This is a genomic window from Brevibacterium sp. W7.2, from assembly GCF_018137945.1.
GTDB classification, from domain to species: Bacteria; Actinomycetota; Actinomycetes; order Actinomycetales; family Brevibacteriaceae; genus Brevibacterium; species Brevibacterium sanguinis.
Genome location: NZ_CP073089.1, coordinates 3,141,122 through 3,158,453 on the forward strand (window position 1 = coordinate 3,141,122; position 17,332 = coordinate 3,158,453).

Sequence of the window (17,332 nt, forward strand, 5' to 3'; positions counted from 1 at the left end):
TGCGCGGAAGGCCGGGTCAGCCGAAGTGCTGGGTCAGCTGCGCCCACAGCTCGTGGTCGAAGCGACGGCGGGCGAGGAGTCCGGACATGTGGCGCACGGCGTTGTCGACCTTGCCCCGCCACACCTCGATGGCCTCCCGCGCATCCCCGCGGGACAGTGCCCGGAAGATGCCGCGGTCGTCGGCGAGGATCCGGTCGCTGGCCGGGGAGTAGTCGAGTCTCAAAACGGAGATGAAGAGGCGCAGACGCAGGGTGAGCGATTCGAAGGCCCGCGCGCTCTGCCGCAGCCCCGAGGCGCGCGCGAGCTCCTGCTGGAAGTGGAGGTCGGCGTCCTCGACGTCGATGCCGCTGCGCGTCGCCGCCGAGGCCTCGACCTGCCGGAGGGCGAGCTGGACGGGCACGAGGAACCGCTGCGGACGCAGAGCGAGGGACCGCAGCAGCACCTCGCCGACGGCCATCCGCGCCGCATAGAGGTCGAGGACGTCGACGGTCGTGATGAGCGGGATCCTCGCCCCGCCGCGGGTGCCGTCGAGCAGTCCGTCGTCGACCATCCGCCGCAGCGCGGCATCGACCGAGGACCGCGGCACCTCCATGCGGCGGGAGAGCAGCTTCGGGCTGATCCGGTCCCCGGGTTCGTAGCCGGAGTCGATGATCTCCTCGCGCAGGGCGATCGCGAGGTGCTCGGTGATCGAGCGGGTCGCGCTCGGCAGCCATGAGGAGATCTCCATTGAGTCAGAACTCGTGGAAGTTTTCGGCGCCTCGGTCTGCCGCCCGGCCTGCCAGTTCACCCCTTCGAAGCCGTGGCGCACCCGGCCGGAGACGAGGTCGAGGAGCGAGCCGGGAATGTCCTGACTGTGCGCGAACGCCTCCTTGAGCGCGGTGACGAAGGCGTCGATGTCGCGGTGGAGGGAGACGTGGCTGAGATGCGTGGCGTGCTCGAACGATGCGGCGACGACCTCGGCGGCCTCGCCGAGGGGGTCGAAGACGACGAGCCGCAGGGCGCTCGGGGCGACCCCGGGCACGCCGTCGCGGATGATCGTCATCGCCGCCTCATCGGTCTGCCGGTGCTCGCTGCCGAAGCGCTGGGACCACCGGGCCACCCCGGCCGAGCGCAGCGCGGCGACGAGCCCGGCGATGCGCCGCTGGATCCGCCTGGCCGGGACCGCCGGGCCGGGCTCGGCCCCCTGGCGCCCGCGGAAGCCGACGACGATGAGCGGGAACCCGCCGACCGCGGCGACGACCTCGTCACCGCCGCCCCCGGCCGTCCGGACCTCGGCGAGGCGGGCCGAGGACACCGTGAGGTCCTGCATCGCCCGGGTCACGATGCTCTGGCTCAGGCCCGTCGCCTCGGCGAGCGCCCGGGTCGAGAAGTCCGGTCCGGAGATGCGGGCGCCCGCGGTTCCCACGAGCGCCTCGACGACCTGGGCGGCGGTGCTCTGGATCTGCGGCCGCCCGCTGCGGGGACGGTCGCCGAGGTCGGTGCGGCGGACCCAGCGACGCAGACTCGACTCGGACACCCCCGCCTCCGCGGCCGCCTCGGCGATCGAGGTCACCGCCGCGCGAACGACGGTCTGACGACGGAACTCGGGCGTGTACATGACCCGATTCTACCCGCGCGCTCACGACTTCTGACTCAAATTATTCTGCGGGCGGTCGCCAGCCATTCACCCCGCATTCGGGGCGGCGCATACTGAGGGAAATCCCGCTGGAACCCCGTCACAACAGGTAAGGACGACCCACGTTGCTGCACACAGACACCGACCTCGAACAGCTCACCGCGGCCTCGGTCGACACCGTCCGCAGATGGCTGCGAGTGGCCACGAACAAGACCGCTGCGAAGAACCCCGCGGCCGAACGCCTCTCGGCCGTCCTCTCCGACCCCAACGGACTCGACTTCACCGTCGGGTTCGTCGACCGCGTCGTGCGCACCGATGACGTCCACGCCGCCGCCGATGCGCTGGCCGAGGTCGGCAGGCTCGCCCCGGAGACGATGTCGAAGCTCGACCGCGCGCAGATCAAGGCCGGCGCGGCCCTGGCGAAGGTGATGCCACAGGTCGTCGTGCCCGCCGCCCGCACCCGCCTGCGCCAGATGGTCGGCCACATGGTCGTCGACGCCCGCGACAAGCCGTTCGGCTCGACCGTCGCCAAGCTCACCGGTGAGGGCCACCGCCTCAACATCAACCTCCTCGGCGAGGCCGTCCTCGGTGACGCCGAAGCCGACCACCACCTCGAAGAGACGCACCGCCTGCTCGCCCGCGACGACGTCGACTACGTCTCCGTCAAGGTCTCCTCGGTCGCCTCGCAGCTGTCGATGTGGGCCTTCGACGAGACCGTCGACTACGTCGTCGACCGCCTCCGCCCCCTCTACGCGCAGGCCGCGAAGGCCCCGACGGGCGCGAAGTTCGTCAACCTCGACATGGAGGAGTACCGGGACCTCGAGCTCACGCTCGCCGTGTTCACCCGCCTGCTCTCCGAACCGGAGTTCACCGACCTCGAGGCCGGCATCGTCATCCAGGCCTATCAGCCCGACGCGCTCGGGGCGATCCAGCGGCTCAGCGAGTTCGCGAGCCGGCGCGTGGCCGCCGGCGGCGCCGGGATCAAGGTCCGCCTCGTCAAGGGCGCGAACCTCGCGATGGAGACCGTCCACGCCGAGGTCGCCGGCTGGCCGACGACGACGTGCGATTCGAAGCAGAGCACCGACGCGAACTACAAGCGCGTCCTCCACTGGCTCTTCACCCCCGAGCGCATGGAGGGTCTGCGCATCGGCGTGGCCGGCCACAACCTCTTCGACATCGCCTTCGCCCACCACCTCTCCGTCGCCCGCGAGGTCACCGACCGCGTCGAGTTCGAGATGCTCCAGGGCATGGCCACCGAACAGGCGGCCGCCGTGACCGAGGACGTCGGGGACCTCCTCCTCTACGTGCCCGCCGTGCACCCGAAGGAGTTCGACGTCGCGATCTCCTACCTCGTGCGCCGCCTCGAGGAGAACTCCGCGACGGAGAACTTCATGTCCGGCATCTTCGAGCTCGCCAACGGCAATGCGATCTTCGACCGCGAAGCCGACCGCTTCCGCGCCTCGGTCGCGCAGCTCGAGTCCGAGCTCGCCCGCGACGGCGAGGCCGCACCGCTGCCGAACCGCACCCAGGACCGCTCCGCCGCGCACGTCGCCGGGCCCGCTCAGGTCGTCTTCGCCAACGAACCCGACACCGACCCGTCGCTGCCGGCCAACCAGAAGTGGATCCGGTCGATCATCGCCGAGGCGACCGCACCGGGCTACCTCGACTCCCGTCCGGCCGCTCCGACGATCGAATCGACCGAGGAGATCGATGCGATGATCGCCCGCGGTCGCACCGCCGCCGCGGACTGGCGTGCCCTCGGCGCGGCGGCGCGTGGGGAGATCCTCCACCGCGCCGCCGAGATCTTCGCCGCCCGCCGCGGCGAGTTCATCGCCGTCGAGGCCGCCGAGGTCGGGAAGATGCCGTCCCAGTCGGATCCCGAGATCTCCGAGGCGATCGACTTCATCCGCTACTACGCGCTCCACGCCCTCGAACTCGAGAAGCTCGAGGGGGCGACGTTCACGCCCGATGAGATGGTCGTCGTCACCCCGCCGTGGAACTTCCCCATCGCGATTCCGACCGGCGGCACCGTCGCGGCTCTCGCCGCCGGCTCCGCGGTGATCCACAAGCCCTCGGGCCCGACCCCGTACTGCTCTGCGCTCATCGTCGATGCCCTGTGGGAGGCCGGCGTCCCGCGCGACGTCCTCCAGCTCAGCGCGCCGATCGAGCGGGAGCTCGGTCAGCACCTCGTCTCCCACCCGGATGTCGACCGCGTCATCCTCACGGGCGCCTCGGAGACGGCCGCGCTGTTCAAGTCCTTCCGCCCCGAACTCCACGTCAACGCCGAGACCTCGGGCAAGAACGCCCTCGTCATCACCCCGGCCGCTGACCGCGACCTCGCCGTGGCCGACCTCGTGTACTCCGCGTTCGGCCACGCCGGGCAGAAGTGCTCGGCGGCGTCGCTCGGCATCATGGTCGGGTCGACGTACGACTCCGAGCGCTACCGCAAGCAGCTCATCGACGCCGCGTCCTCGATGGTCGTCGACTGGCCGGCCAACCTGTCGGCGACGATGGGTCCGCTGACCGAGGACCCCTCGGACAAGCTGCGTCGCGCGTTGACGACGCTCGAGCCCGGCGAGTCGTGGCTGCTCGAGCCCAAGCAGCTCGACGAGACCGGCCGCCTGTGGAGCCCGGGCATCAAGGACGGGGTCAAGCCCGGGTCGTTCTTCCACCTCACCGAGGTGTTCGGTCCAGTCCTCGGCCTCATGCACGCCCGCGACCTCGACGAGGCCATCGAGTTCCAGAACGCCGTGGACTTCGGTCTCACCGGCGGCGTCCACTCGCTCGATCCCGATGAGGTCCGTCAGTGGCTCGACCGCGTCGAGGTGGGCAACGCCTACGTCAACCGCGGCATCACCGGCGCGATCGTCCAGCGCCAGTCCTTCGGCGGCTGGAAGCAGTCGTCTGTCGGTCTGGGGTCGAAGGCCGGCGGCCCGAACTACCTCATGCTCTTCGGCCACTACACCGACGATCCGGCGACCCTGCCCGGTTCGGTCGGCGACGGTCAGAGCCTCGAGCGCGCCCAGGCCGATGACCGCCGCTGGTTCGATGCCGAGTTCGGTGCCGCGAAGGACCACACGGGACTGCGCTCGGAGGCGAACATCTTCCGTTACCGTCCGCGCCCGGTCACCCTGCGCGTCACCGCGGCGGCGACGGCGTTCGACCTCGAGCGCTCGCTCTCGGCCGCGCAGACCGTCGGCTCGACGGTGCAGCTGAGCGTGGCCACGGACATCTCCGCGGACGTGAAGATCGCCGTCGAGCGCTCCGGTGCGGCCTCCCGCGTCGAATCGGCTGAGGCGTTCGCATCGATGGTCGCCGACGGCCGCTACGACGACACCGTGGGCGCGCGCATCCGCGTCCTCGGCACGTACGAGCCGGAGCTGCTCGCGGTCGCAGCAGAGCGCCCCGAGGTCGCCGTCATCGACGAGCCCGTCACCTCCTCGGGTCGGGTCGAGCTGCGCTACTACGTCCAGGAGCAGGCCGTGTCGATGACGCTGCACCGCTTCGGCAACCCGAGCCGTGACTTCCACGAGCTCGCCGCCGAGCTCAAGGCGTGATCATCCGAGCCTGATCGCCGCGGACACACCGAAGGGCGCTCAGCCACCTCTGACCCAGGTGGCTGAGCGCCCTTCGCCGTTGTCTCAGGCCCAGTCGACTCCCTCAGGCCCAGTCGACGTCGTCGGACGTCAGCCAGCTGAGGGGATTGACGTTGCGTCCGTTGGTGATCGCCACGGACAGGTTGTTCGCCAGGTAGCGGTCCTCGGAGACCTCGAGCGGGCGGCCCGCCGCGTCCCGGCTGCGACGGACGTGGCGCAGCAGGGGGCGGCCGCGGGCGACGTCGAGCAGCGCCGCATCCTGGATGCCGCAGACGATGGCGGAGAAGACGTGGTCGGCTCCGGCGAAGACGATGCCGTGGACGTCGGCGAGGTGACGGGTGACCGATCCGAGGTCCGCGGGCAGCGCCTCGATGATCTGCCCGAGGCTCTCGGGGTAGCGGGTGCGCTCGACCATGACCTTCTCCCCGTCGAGCGTGCGCACGCGCAGCACCGCGAGCACCCGGGCGCGCGGATCGACGCCGAGCGCAGCAGCGGTCCGCTCGCCCGCGATCTCCCAGCTCTGCTCGACGACGAGTCCGCCGGGAGTCCGTCCGTGGGCGCTGGCCCATTGGGCGAAGCTGCGGAACTCCTCGGCGATCGCGGCGGGCCGGGGCACCCTGAGCACCGATTTGCGCACGCCGCGCCGGCCGCTGATCGTGCCTTCGGCGACGAGCAGTCTCAGCGATTCGCGCACTGTGCCGGGAGCGACGCCGAACTCCTCGGCGAGCACCGTCTCGGCGGGCAGGTTGTCCCCGACCGCCAGTCGTCCGTCGCGGATCGCGTCACGGATCTGCTCGGCGATCTGCTCGTAGCGCGCACCCGTCTGGCCGTTCGCCGCCGCCTGTCCCGTGGTCATGGGCCCCCTCTCCACTCCCGCCATCATTCCACTCTGCCAGAACGGGCCCGGAACCCGGGTCCGCGAATTCACCGAGTCGTCACCACGCTTCCACTCCACCGTCAATGTTCACTGGTGAAGTACAACTGTCGCACTCAAGTTCACCAGTGAACTCATTGTGTGATCCGCCCGACATCTTCTAGGGTGGGAATCGTTCCGCCCCTTCCGCACGACCCGAGTGCGCCCTGCGCACACAGTCCGAAAGGCGAGTTCAACCATGTCCAGAATCACGCGCACGCTCACAGCAGTCGCAGCCGCAGGAACCCTTGCCGTTCTCGCAGGATGCGGATCCGCCGCCGCCGAATCCGATGAGTCGGCCAACTGGCGCCAGGCCACCTCCGTCGCCGAGGGCGGGGGCATGGATGCCCTCATCTCCGCGGCACAGGCCGAAGGCACCCTCAACGTCATGGGCCTCTACCCCGACTGGGCGAACTACGGGGGCCTGCTCGACGCGTTCTCGGAGAAGTACGGCATCGAGATCAACAACGACACGTCCTCCGGCTCGAGCCAGGACCAGATCAATGCGGTGAAGAACCGCGTCGGCCAGGACACCTCGCTCGACTACCTCGACACCGGCGAGTCCTTCGCCGTGACCTCGACGAACGAGAAGCTGCTCGCGAACTACACCCCGGAGACCGCCGGTGACCTGCCGGAGACCATGAAGTCCGCCGACGGCACGTGGTACAACCACCTCGGCGGCACGGTGGGCATCGGCTGCGACGCCGCCGCCGTCGAGACCTGCCCGACGAGCTTCGCCGACCTCCTCGACCCGCAGTACGAGGGCCAGGTCGCGCTGCCGGGCGATCCCACCACGGGTGAGTCGGGCTTCATGATCGTCTATGCCGCAGCACTGGCCAACGGCGGCAGCCTCGATGACATCCAGCCCGGGATCGACTACTTCGCGCAGCTCTCCGACTCGGGCAACCTCATCCCGTCCGAAGCGGTCTCCGGCACGGTCGAGACCGGGGAGACGCCGATCGTCCTCAACTGGGATTACCTGCTGCTGCAGTGGGCCGACGACGTCCGGGACTCCGGCGTCGACCTCACGACGACGATCCCCTCCGACGGGACCGTGTCCTCGTACTATGCCGCTTCGGTCAACGCCGACGCCCCGCACCCGGCTGTCGCCCGCCTGTGGCAGGAGTTCGTCTTCAGCGACGAGGGGCAGAACCTCCTCCTCCAGGGCTACGTCAAGCCCGGCCGCCTCGACGCGATGGTCGACGCCGGAACCGTCGACGAGGAGGCGCTCGGCAAGCTGCCCGAAGCCGCGACGAGCGAACCGGCACCGCAGCCGAATGAGGAGCAGCGCGCCTCGCAGCAGCAGGTGCTCGCCGACAACTGGGCCCAGGCCGTCGGATGACCCTGCCGACCGCAGCCCCCTCCCGTCCGGGTCGGCGAGTCCTCTCGCCGGCCTGGGCGGCCCTGGCACCGCTGACGCTCATCCTCACGGTCTTCTTCGCCGTGCCCGTCATCGGCATGGTCGTCACCTCGCTGCTCGTCCCCGGTGACGCGGGGCAGGAGCCGAGCCTCGGGTTCGCGAACTTCGCCTCGCTCGGCTCGGGCTCTCGGTCGCTGGCCCTGCAGAACAGCCTCATCCTCTCCTTCGCCGCGGCGACGGTCGCGATGGTCGCCGGCGGGATCTGCGCATGGGCGCTCTCAGCCGTGCGGTCGAAGGTCGTCGGCGCGATCGCCGCGGTCGTCTCGAGCGTGCTCGCCAACGACGGCGGGGTGCCGCTGGCGTTCTCCTTCATCGTCGCCGTCGGCAACACCGGCTACTTCGTCTCGCTGCTCACCGCGCTCGATCCGTCCTTCACCCTCTACAGCGTCAAGGGCCTCATCCTCATGTACCAGTACTTCCTCATCCCGACGATGATCCTGCTCACCCTCCCGAGCTTCATCGCCCTCAAGCGGGAGTGGCGGGAGGCGAGCGCGTCCCTCGGGGGCACGTCGTGGGTCTTCTGGCGCCGGGTCGGGATCCCGGTCCTCACCCCCGCCGTACTCGGCGCATGGCTGCTGATGTTCGGGGCCGCCTTCGGCACCCACGCCTCGGCGGCGGTGCTCATCGGCACCGGAGCGTTCCCGCTCATCCCCCTCGAGATCGCCGGGCAGCTCGCGAGCTCCGCGGCCACCGGCGGCGAGGGCACGGCGATGGCGCTCGGCGTGACGACCGGAGTCGTTGCCGTCATCGTGCTCATCGCCTTCAACGCCCTGACGAAGAGGAGCGCCGCATGGCTCGATCGCTGAACCCCCGTCTCGGCGAGAGCAGGACCGCCCGCACCCTCACCTGGCTGCCGCTCATCGCCCTGGCGATCTTCGTGCTCACCCCGCAGCTGAGCTCGCTGACGTATGCGTTCTTCCGGACCGACGGCACGTTCACCACGGACGGGCTGACGGGACTGGCCGACTCCGGGGCGATCGTCGCCCCGCTCATCCGCAGCCTCCTCATCGCCGCGCTCACCTCCCTCGTGCTCATCGGCACGCTCGTCCCCGCCGTCGTCGCCGTCCACCTCTGGGCGCCCCGACTGCGGTCGCTGCTCTCCATCCTCTGCACCCTGCCGCTCGTCATCCCCGCGATCGCCATCGCCGCGGGCATGACGACGGTGCTGCGGGGACTCGCGTCGAACGGCCGGGGCAGTCTCGGCATGGAGATCAACCTCCTCCTCCAGGCGGAGAACCTGCCGCTCGTGCTCGTCGGCACCTACGTCATCCTCTGCCTGCCGTTCACCTACCGCTCGATCGACGCAGGACTCTCCTCCCTCGATCTGCGCACCCTCCACGAGGCCTCGGCCTCCCTCGGCGCGAGCCTGCGGACCACCCTGGCGCGCGTCGTCGTGCCCAACATCCGCGGGTCGGTGATGTTCTCCGCGTTCTACGCCTTCGCGCTCTCGATCGGGGAGTACACGATCGCGGCCACCCTCTCGATCAACACCCTGCCCGTGTTCCTCAACACCCTCTCGGACGCGAACTTCCGCGGGTCGATCACCCTGTCCGTCCTGCTCAACCTCACCACCTGGCTGCTGCTCGCGACCGCGACCATCAGCGCCTCACGATTCGACCGACGCAGCCTCGGCGACGCGGCAGCCCCCGCCGCCCCGGCCGCCGCGCCGCAGAAGGAGACCCAGCCCGCATGATCCAGACGACCGCTCCGGAGCGTTCGCGCCCGGCCGCACCACTTGCCTCCGACCCGAAGTCCGTGACCTTCCGCGGTGTGGTCAAGTCCTTCGGGACCACCCGCGTGCTCACCGACGTCGACATCGACATCGCCGCCGGGTCGATGGTGAGCTTCCTCGGGCCCTCCGGGTGCGGGAAGACGACGACCCTGCGCATCCTCGCCGGATTCGAGTCCGTCGACTCCGGCGATGTCCTCGTCGGCGGGCGATCCGTCCTCGGGCTCCCGCCCAACCGCCGCGACATGGGCATGGTCTTCCAGGGCTACAGCCTCTTCCCCAACCTCACGGTGAGCGAGAACATCGAATACGGTCTGCGCATCCGGAAGGTCGATGCCGGCGCGCGCGCCGCCCGCCGCGACGAGCTCCTCGAGATCTGCGGCCTCGGCAATATGGGTCCCCGCTTCCCCCACCAGCTCTCCGGCGGTCAGCAGCAGCGCGTGGCACTCGCCCGGGCACTGGCGACCCAGCCGCAGGTCCTCCTCCTCGACGAACCCCTCTCGGCACTCGACGCCACGGTCCGCGCCGCTCTGCGCGACGAGATCCGGCGGGTGCAGCAGTCCCTGGGCACGACGACGGTCTTCATCACCCATGATCAGGGCGAGGCGCTCGCAATCGCCGACCGCGTGGCCGTGATGAGCGCCGGACGCATCGCACAGCATTCGGCTCCCGAGACCGTCTACGCCCGCCCGGCCACGCCGTTCGTCGCCCGCTTCGTCGGCACCGTCAACGAGTTCGCCGTCCCCGCGACCTGGCGCCCGGACGATCGTCTGCCGGTTGACCCCGACGGCACCGAGGTCGTCTTCGTCCGTCCCGAGCACCTCGCGATCACGCCCTCGCCCGACGGGACGCTGGCGGTCACCGGCACGACCTACACCGGCGAACGCACGATGGTCCGGCTCGGCCGCCTTGACCGCCTCGGTGCCGGGCCGGGCACCTGGTCGGCGTCGCTGTCCTCGGCCGACGCCGCGCAGCTGCGCCCCGGGGATCGCGTCAGCGCCCGGGTCACCGCCGCTCCTGCGCTGCGGGTTCCGCGCGCCGAGGCGGGTGGGGCGTGGGCGTGATCGACACCGCTCTGCCCGTCCGTGCGGCGATCTTCGACTGCGACGGCATCCTCGTCGACTCGGAGCGGCCCTGGCTCGACCTCATGGCGTTCCATCTCGAGCGGCTCGGCGCCGACCGTACCGCCGCGGAGTCCTTCCGCGGTCTCACCGCCGCCGAGGCGGTGGCCCGTCTCGACGCAGCGCGCACCGGCACCGCCCCGGTTCCCGCGGTCGCCGAGGTCGACCGCGCCTACAGTGCGGCCCTGACCGCGGTGTCGGCCCCGATGCCGGGGGTGCCCGAGCTCGTGCGCGCGCTCTCCGGCGCCGTGCCGATCGCGGTGGCGAGCAACGGTCGCCGCGCGGACGTGCGCGGGCTGCTCGACCGGACGGGACTGCTGCCGCACTTCGACGAGGTCGTCACGATCGACGACGTCGACCGCGGGAAGCCGTTCCCCGACATCTACGAGCAGGCCGCCCGGGCGCTCGGCCTCACCCCCGCCGCGGCCGTCGCGTTCGAGGACTCGCGCGTCGGGTCGCAGGCCGCTCACACCGCCGGATGCACCGTCATCGGCGTCAACGCCGATCCGTCCGTCGCCCTCGTCTCCGCCGTGCGCCTGGCGGACCTCACGCAGCTGCGCTTCGATCCTGCGACCTCCACCCTCCACCTCGACTCCCGAAGGGGCGACGACCGATGACCTTCACCCTCCAGACCTGGAACGTGTGGTTCGGCGGCCGGGAGGTGGACTTCGGCCAGGACAAGCAGTACGCGATCGCCGCACAGTTCCCCGCCGAGATCCTCGCCGTCCAGGAGTGCTGGGGCGCCGCGGCCGAAGCGCTCGCCCCCAAGCTCACCGCCGCCCTCGCCCAGTCCGGCCCGGACGTCGCAGTGCTGAGCACCGGGGAGGCCACGGCCGTCGACACCGATACGATGCCGTTCGCGCAGGCCGCCCTCGTCCGGCCGGTGCCCGAAGGCCCGCAGGTCCTCGTGTGGTCCGTCCACCTCGCGCCCTACCCGTACGGTCCCTATCAGGCGCTGGCCGGCCGGGGACAGGAGATCGCCGACGCCGAGGAGGCTGAGCGCCTCGCCCAGATCACCGCGGTGCTCGCAGAGACCGAGCGCATCCTCACCGCCGCGGGCGACCCGGAGATGCCCGTCGTCATCAGCGGCGACTTCAATGCCCCGGCGACGCTCGACTGGCACGCGCGAGCGGACCGGCCGAACACCCGGTGGGCGAGCACCGACGCCGTGCTCGCCGCCGGGTTCGTCGACACCTATCGGCACATCCACCCGGACCCGGCCGCGACTCCCGCCGACACGTGGTCCCCGATCGAACCGCTCCCCACAGGAGACGGCGGCGGCGAACCGCGGGACAGGATCGACTTCGTCTTCTCCCGCGGACTCGACGTGCTCGACGCGGTGGTCCGCGGCTGCGTGGCCGCCGGCGAGGAGCACCCGCGCTCCGGGTTCGCCGATGTCGGCGGACGCTGCGCACTCATCCCCGGTCAGCGGGACAATCGGTTTCCCTCCGACCATCAGCTCGTCGAGACGCGGTTCGCGTTCCGTGTCGGTCCCGGAGTGTAGGCTCGGTCACAGTCAGCGCGTTCAGTGGACTGCCCGAGTGTTCACATCGCGTTCACATGGTTGCCGTCGGCGTCGACCAGTGGGCCGATAGGGTGCAAGGGATCCGTCCGTCACGTCCGCGTGTGCCCACTGATCCCGAAAGGCCTCCATGAAAGCCTCGTCCTCCCTCGCCTCCGCCGCCGCTCTCGGCCTCGTCGCCAGTCTCGGACTCGTCCTGCCGACCGCCTCGGCGAGTGCTGCGACCGCCCCGCACATCAGCGAGATCGGCTACACCCTCGACACCGACTTCATCGAGATCGCCGCCGACCCCGGCACCGACCTCTCGGGATGGACCGTCGGCTCGGTGACCCGCGGCGGCAGCGTCCAGGCGGCGGAGAACGTCACCACGGTCCCCGACGGCACGACCGTCGGCGACTCCGGTGCCCTGGCCGTCGAGGTGCCGATCACGAACTCCGTGAACTCCGGATCGGCCGCCGACGGCAGCTACGGGGCCTCGGCGTTCGCGATCGACGACGCGGGCACGCTCGTCTCCTTCGACCAGATCGGCGGCGTCACCGGCGGCAGAGGCGTGACGGGCAGGGCGAACACCCACACCCCCGACCCCGTCGTCGGCGAGGAGGCGACCCCCACGGGAGCCACGGCCACCGGCGGTCAGTCGATCCAGCTCATCGACGGGGCCTGGAGCGCGGCCCCGCCGACCCCGGACGCCCTGCCAGACGACGGCGGTGACGGCGGCGACCCGGCACCCGAGGATGTCACCCCGATCGCCGACATCCAGGGCACCGAGGACGACAGCCCGATGCAAGGTGAGACGGTGAAGACCCGCGGAGTCGTCACGGCCGTGTATCCGACCGGCGGACTCGGCGGCTACTTCGTCCAGACCGCGGGCTCCGGCGGGGCCGACGACGCCACACCCGGTGCCTCCGACGGCATCTTCGTCTACTCCCCCGACACCGTGGCCGACGTCAGCATCGGCGACTTCCTCGAACTCACCGGCACCGCCTCGGAGCGCTACGGGCAGACGCAGCTGACCGTCTCCGCCTCCGGGATGACCCGCCTCGACGAACCCGCCGAGGCGGTCAAGGCCGTCGAAGGCGCCTTCCCCGACGATGCCGCCGAGCGCGAGGCCCTCGAAGGCATGCTCGTCCAGCCCTCCGGCGAGCTCACCGTCTCCGACAACTACAACGCGAACACGTACGGCGAGATCGCCCTCGCCACCGGCGACGGCGTCCTGCGCCAGCCCACCGACGTTGCCCGACCCGGCAGCGCCGAGGCGGAGGCGATCGAGGCCGAGAACCTCGCCCGCGAGGTCATCCTCGACGACGGCGCGACCGTCGACTACCTCGACAGCGACCAGGACGTGCCCCTGCCCTACCTCAGTCAGGACGCCCACGTGCGCGTCGGCGCGGCAGCGACCTTCACCTCACCGGTCGTCCTCGGATTCGGCTTCGACAAGTGGCGGTTCCAGCCGACGACGCAGCTCACCGGCGACAACGCCGAGGCGGTCCAGCCGGCGGCGTTCTCCGACACCCGCAGCGCGGCCCCCGAGGAGGCCGGCGGCCAGGTCAGCCTCGCGAGCTTCAACGTCCTCAACTACTTCACGACGACCGGCGACCAGCTCTCCGGCTGCACCTACTACGAGGACCGCGAGGGCAACCCGATCACCGTCCGCGGCGGCTGCGATGCCCGCGGCGCGGCCAACGCGGAGAGCCTCGAGCGGCAGGAGACGAAGATCGTCGAGGCGATCAACGACCTCGACGCCTCGGTCGTCTCCCTCATGGAGATCGAGAACTCGGCCCGCTTCGGCAAGGACCGAGACTCCGCCCTGCAGACCCTCGTCACCCGCCTCAACGAGGCGGCCGGTGGAGACAAGTGGGCGTTCGTCCCCTCCCCGGCCGACGTTCCCGCTGAAGAGGACGTCATCCGCACCGCCCTCATCTATCAGATCGCCGAGGTGGCCCCGCAGGGCGAATCGGTCATCCTCGACGATGAGGACGCGTTCTCCAATGCCCGCGAACCCCTCTCCCAGGCGTTCGCGCCGAAGGACGACTCCGGCACCGCCGAGACGGAGAAGACGTTCGTCACCGTGTCCAACCACTTCAAGTCGAAGGGCTCGGGCGAGGGCCCGGGCAACGAGGACACCGGCGACGGTCAGGGCTTCTCGAACGCCGACCGCGTCAAGCAGGCCAACGCCCTCGTCGACTTCGCCGGCCAGCAGCAGACGGCGGCCGACACCGACTACGTCTACCTCCTCGGCGACTTCAACTCGTACACGCAGGAGGACCCCATGCAGGTCTTCTACGACGCCGGATACAAGGACGTCGCCGCGGAGATGACCGACGGGTCGACGTACGTCTTCCAGGGACGCGCAGGCAGCCTCGACCACGTGCTCGCCCTCGATGCGGGCGACGCCGAGACGGCGTTCGACGCCGTCACCGGTGCCGACATCTGGGACATCAACTCCGTCGAGCCGATCGCCTCGGAGTACAGCCGGTTCAACTACAACGTCACCGACCTCTACTCCCCCGACCGCTACCGCGCCTCCGACCACGATCCCGTCCTCGTCGGGATCTTCGACCCCGAGAGCGGCACCGGCGGTGAGGACGCGGAGGCCTCGGCGGACGCAGACGCGGGTGCGGGTGCGAGTGCGGCAGCAGCGGCTGACGGCGGCGCGGACGCAGGCGACGGCGGGGACGCAGGTGCCGACGACGGGAACTCAGGCGCCGACGACGGCCAGGATGACGCCGACGGAAGTCAGAACGATGCCGACGAGAACGGCGGTTCCCAAGCCGACGACAACGGCTCCGGCTCCCAGGGCGCCGGTGACGAGAACGCGCAGAACACCGCGGGACCCGGCGGGAACCTGCCGCGCACCGGTTCCGAGCTCGCTCTGCCCGTCTCGATCGCCGCGGGACTCCTCCTCGTCGGGGCCGCCTCGGTGATCATCGCCCGGCGCCGCCGTGAGGGCGGTGCCGAGCACTGAGGATCGGCCGTCGCGTCAGTCCGCGACGGCCACCGCGCCGCGCATGAGCACGCGCGCGGTGCGGTAGAGCGAGGTGGCGGTGACCTCCCCGGTGGTCGTATCGCGCACCGCCGAGGCGGTGACGACCCCGGAGGGAGTGCCGAGCCGCACCTCCGGCCCGGAGCGCGGGTGCGCGCTGCGGGTGAGTATCCGGTGGGGAATCGTGTCGGGGACGAGCGCGGCCGCAGCCAGGCACATCGCCGCGGTGCCCGGCACCGCCTTGTGGGCCTGCCCCATGGAGATGACGCGCACGGGAAGGTCGGCGTCGGCGGCGGGGAGCCGCGTGCCGTCGAGGAGGCGCGTGTCGGCCTGCGCGTTGACGACGGCGACCTTGGGCACGACCTGCGGCGCGGTCTCCGGGGTCGGGCACAGTCCCATCCGCACCGCGGCGGCCCGGCGCAGCTCTTCGATGAGCCCCAGCGCCCGGGAGTCGGCGTCGATCTGCTCGGGCAGCTCGGTGCCCGTGAGCCCCACCGCTGTGCACGGAACGATGACGAGCGGCAGCGTCGCATCGATGAGGGTGGCGTCGATGAGGAACCCGCCGGCGGTCAGGGAATCCGAGGTGTTTCCCGTCGGCAGGAGCGCACCGGTGCGGCTGCCGGCCGGATCGGGGTAGATGAGTTCGATGGGGGCGGCCTTCCCGCTCACCCCGGTGAGGACGAAGTCCCCGTCGACGACGGCCTGTCCGTCCTCGACGGTGAGGCCGACGTCGACGAGCTTGCCCGTGTTGACGTTGAACAGGCGGAAGACATGCCACCCGTCACCGGCGCTGATGAGCCCGGTGAGCAGCGCGAACGGGACGACCCCGGAGGAGAGATTGCCGCAGTTGCCCGAGTAGTCGACGGCCGCCTCGGCGATCTCCACCTGCGCGAACGTGTAGTCGAGGTCGACGCCGTCGCGGTCGGAGGCGGAGACGACCATGACCTTCGACAGGGAGGAGATGCCCCCGCCCATCCCGTCGAGCTGCCGACCGAAGGCATCGGGCGAGCCCATCGCCGAGGTGAAGATCCGGTCCCAGGCCGTCCGCTCCTCGCCGTCGCCGACCGATGGCAGGTCCGCGGCGCGGAAGAAGAGGCCCTTGCTCGTGCCTCCGCGGACGAAGGCGGCGTCGATCCAGCGTGTCATGCCCTCAGGGTAGCGTTCCTCGTGTTGACCACCGAGGGCACGATCGCCATCGCGAGGAAGCCGAGGACGGCGACGAAGGCGAAGAGGTAGAAGCCCCAGGGGTAGGCGATGCCGGCGGCGACGAGGGTGCCGGTGATGAACGGTCCGACGATCGCGCCGATCCGGCCGACCGCCGAGGCCATGCCGAGCGCCGTGCCGCGCGCGGTCGCCGGGTAGATCGCGGAGACGAACGCGTAGATGAGGACCTGCGCGGAGAAGACGAAGACGCCGGTGATGAAGACGGCGAGGTTGAGCAGCAGCTGGCTCGTCATCGGGATGCTGAGGATCGCGAGGAAGACCGCGGCGAGGACGAACCAGAGGAGCACGACGGGTTTCGTCCCGTGCCGGTCGGCGAGCCACCCGGCGACGACGAGGCCGACGACGGCGCCGAGGTTGAGGACGAAGAGCATGACGAGGGAGTCGGAGACCTCGTATCCGGCATCGGCCATGAGCTGCGGCAGCCACGTGTTGAGACCGTAGACGAGGAGGAGTCCCATGAAGCTCGCGGCCCACACGCCGATCGTCACGAGCGCGAACCTGCCGGTGAAGAGACCGCGCATCCCCGTCTTCGGCGCCGCCGTCTCCGTGCTCTGCTCCGAGCGGGCGGCGAGGAACGCCGTCGATTCCGGCAGCTTCCACCACAGCAGCGGCACCATGACGAGCCCCGCGACGCCACCGGCGATGAAGAGCAGATGCCAGTTGTGCGAGTAGAAGACCGCGAGCAGCGAGATCGCCACGGCGCCGGCGTGGTAGCCGGTCATCGTCAGCGTCGTCGCCTTGCCGGTCTTGCCCGAGCGGTTGTGCTCGCTGATGTAGGCGAGGCAGCTGGGCATGACCGCACCGAGCGCGAGACCGGCGATGAACCGGAACACCGTGAACAGCGCGACGTTCGGAGCGAAGGCGACGAGCAGGGTGAAGACGGAGAAGATGATCACGCACGCGATGATCGTCACCCGCCGGCCCACTCGGTCGACGATCGGCCCGACGACGGCCGCCCCGAGGCCGACGCCGACGAGGCTCATCGTCGCCACGAGCGTCGCCGCCTCGGGGGTGAAGCCGAGCGCCCGGGTGGCGAGCAGCTGCGGGATGACCGCCCCGAGGACGACGAGGTCGAAGCCCTCGAGGGCGACGGCGAGCCAGCAGAGGACGGCCGGCCAGCGGGTGTCCGCGGGAGTGGGGCGGGATGGTGCGGTGGGCGATGCGGACAACGCTGTCTCCGGTCTGTGTTCTCGGTGGTGATTGTGTCGG

The 17,332-nt window shown here is 70.7% G+C and carries 12 protein-coding genes; 8 read left to right on the plus strand and 4 right to left on the minus strand.

Translation table 11 applies throughout. The features are described from left to right. Nucleotides 1–16 precede the first annotated feature (16 nt). A complete protein-coding gene (locus J9315_RS14185; protein WP_211978106.1) occupies nucleotides 17–1,597 on the minus strand; it encodes a GntR family transcriptional regulator in 1,581 nt (526 codons plus the stop codon). A gap of 143 nt (nucleotides 1,598–1,740) precedes the next feature. On the opposite strand from J9315_RS14185, the gene J9315_RS14190 reads away from it, so the two are divergent. After that, nucleotides 1,741–5,172: a bifunctional proline dehydrogenase/L-glutamate gamma-semialdehyde dehydrogenase gene (locus J9315_RS14190; RefSeq protein ID WP_211978107.1), complete on the plus strand. Its 3,432-nt coding sequence runs from the start codon at nucleotides 1,741–1,743 to the stop codon at nucleotides 5,170–5,172. A 103-nt stretch (nucleotides 5,173–5,275) separates the two neighbouring features. Here J9315_RS14190 and J9315_RS14195 read toward each other — a convergent pair whose 3' ends face one another. Continuing rightward, nucleotides 5,276–6,067 (minus strand): GntR family transcriptional regulator, encoded by a 792-nt coding sequence (locus tag J9315_RS14195; RefSeq protein WP_211978108.1) that lies wholly within the window; start codon nucleotides 6,065–6,067, stop codon nucleotides 5,276–5,278. A gap of 256 nt (nucleotides 6,068–6,323) precedes the next feature. Here J9315_RS14195 and J9315_RS14200 point away from each other — a divergent pair, with 256 nt between their 5' ends. The 7 genes from J9315_RS14200 to J9315_RS14230 all read left to right on the plus strand — a co-directional run bounded on the left by J9315_RS14200 (nucleotide 6,324) and on the right by J9315_RS14230 (nucleotide 14,881). Beyond that, the gene (locus J9315_RS14200; RefSeq protein ID WP_211978109.1) at nucleotides 6,324–7,466 is read left to right on the plus strand and encodes an extracellular solute-binding protein; all 1,143 of its coding nucleotides are present in this window, start codon (nucleotides 6,324–6,326) and stop codon (nucleotides 7,464–7,466) included. Continuing rightward, a complete protein-coding gene (locus tag J9315_RS14205) occupies nucleotides 7,463–8,350 on the plus strand; it encodes a spermidine/putrescine ABC transporter permease (protein ID WP_211978110.1) in 888 nt (295 codons plus the stop codon). The genes J9315_RS14200 and J9315_RS14205 overlap by 4 nt, the downstream gene beginning before the upstream one ends. Then, on the plus strand, nucleotides 8,335–9,237 hold the full coding sequence (locus tag J9315_RS14210) for an ABC transporter permease subunit (RefSeq protein ID WP_211978111.1): 903 nt from the start codon (nucleotides 8,335–8,337) through the stop codon (nucleotides 9,235–9,237). The genes J9315_RS14205 and J9315_RS14210 overlap by 16 nt, the downstream gene beginning before the upstream one ends. Next, nucleotides 9,234–10,337, plus strand: coding sequence for an ABC transporter ATP-binding protein (locus tag J9315_RS14215; protein WP_211978112.1), 1,104 nt, complete (start codon nucleotides 9,234–9,236; stop codon nucleotides 10,335–10,337). The genes J9315_RS14210 and J9315_RS14215 overlap by 4 nt, the downstream gene beginning before the upstream one ends. Beyond that, nucleotides 10,334–11,011, plus strand: a complete 678-nt coding sequence (locus J9315_RS14220) for an HAD family phosphatase (RefSeq protein WP_211978113.1) — start codon at nucleotides 10,334–10,336, stop codon at nucleotides 11,009–11,011. Before J9315_RS14215 ends, J9315_RS14220 begins: the two co-directional genes overlap by 4 nt. Continuing rightward, nucleotides 11,008–11,898, plus strand: a complete 891-nt coding sequence (locus J9315_RS14225; RefSeq protein WP_211978114.1) for an endonuclease/exonuclease/phosphatase family protein — start codon at nucleotides 11,008–11,010, stop codon at nucleotides 11,896–11,898. The genes J9315_RS14220 and J9315_RS14225 overlap by 4 nt, the downstream gene beginning before the upstream one ends. Nucleotides 11,899–12,046: 148 nt before the next feature. Beyond that, a complete protein-coding gene (locus J9315_RS14230) occupies nucleotides 12,047–14,881 on the plus strand; it encodes an ExeM/NucH family extracellular endonuclease (RefSeq protein ID WP_211978115.1) in 2,835 nt (944 codons plus the stop codon). 15 nt (nucleotides 14,882–14,896) lie between these two features. On the opposite strand, the gene J9315_RS14235 is transcribed toward J9315_RS14230, so the two are convergent. Together J9315_RS14235 and J9315_RS14240 are read right to left on the minus strand one after the other, a co-directional pair. Beyond that, nucleotides 14,897–16,045: a PrpF domain-containing protein gene (locus J9315_RS14235; RefSeq protein ID WP_211978116.1), complete on the minus strand. Its 1,149-nt coding sequence runs from the start codon at nucleotides 16,043–16,045 to the stop codon at nucleotides 14,897–14,899. Beyond that, on the minus strand, nucleotides 16,042–17,292 hold the full coding sequence (locus J9315_RS14240; RefSeq protein WP_211978117.1) for an aromatic acid/H+ symport family MFS transporter: 1,251 nt from the start codon (nucleotides 17,290–17,292) through the stop codon (nucleotides 16,042–16,044). Before J9315_RS14240 ends, J9315_RS14235 begins: the two co-directional genes overlap by 4 nt. Nucleotides 17,293–17,332: the final 40 nt, after the last annotated feature.

Excerpts from the sequence above, each read along its gene's own strand:
- J9315_RS14195 (WP_211978108.1), bottom strand. The coding sequence starts at position 6,067 with ATGACCACGGGACAGGCGGCGGCGAACGGCCAGACGGGTGCGCGCTAC.
- J9315_RS14200 (WP_211978109.1), top strand. The coding sequence starts at position 6,324 with ATGTCCAGAATCACGCGCACGCTCACAGCAGTCGCAGCCGCAGGAACC.
- J9315_RS14230 (WP_211978115.1), top strand. The coding sequence starts at position 12,047 with ATGAAAGCCTCGTCCTCCCTCGCCTCCGCCGCCGCTCTCGGCCTCGTC.
- J9315_RS14210 (WP_211978111.1), top strand. The coding sequence starts at position 8,335 with ATGGCTCGATCGCTGAACCCCCGTCTCGGCGAGAGCAGGACCGCCCGC.
- J9315_RS14235 (WP_211978116.1), bottom strand. The coding sequence starts at position 16,045 with ATGACACGCTGGATCGACGCCGCCTTCGTCCGCGGAGGCACGAGCAAG.
- J9315_RS14215 (WP_211978112.1), top strand. The coding sequence starts at position 9,234 with ATGATCCAGACGACCGCTCCGGAGCGTTCGCGCCCGGCCGCACCACTT.
- J9315_RS14225 (WP_211978114.1), top strand. The coding sequence starts at position 11,008 with ATGACCTTCACCCTCCAGACCTGGAACGTGTGGTTCGGCGGCCGGGAG.
- J9315_RS14185 (WP_211978106.1), bottom strand. The coding sequence starts at position 1,597 with ATGTACACGCCCGAGTTCCGTCGTCAGACCGTCGTTCGCGCGGCGGTG.
- J9315_RS14205 (WP_211978110.1), top strand. The coding sequence starts at position 7,463 with ATGACCCTGCCGACCGCAGCCCCCTCCCGTCCGGGTCGGCGAGTCCTC.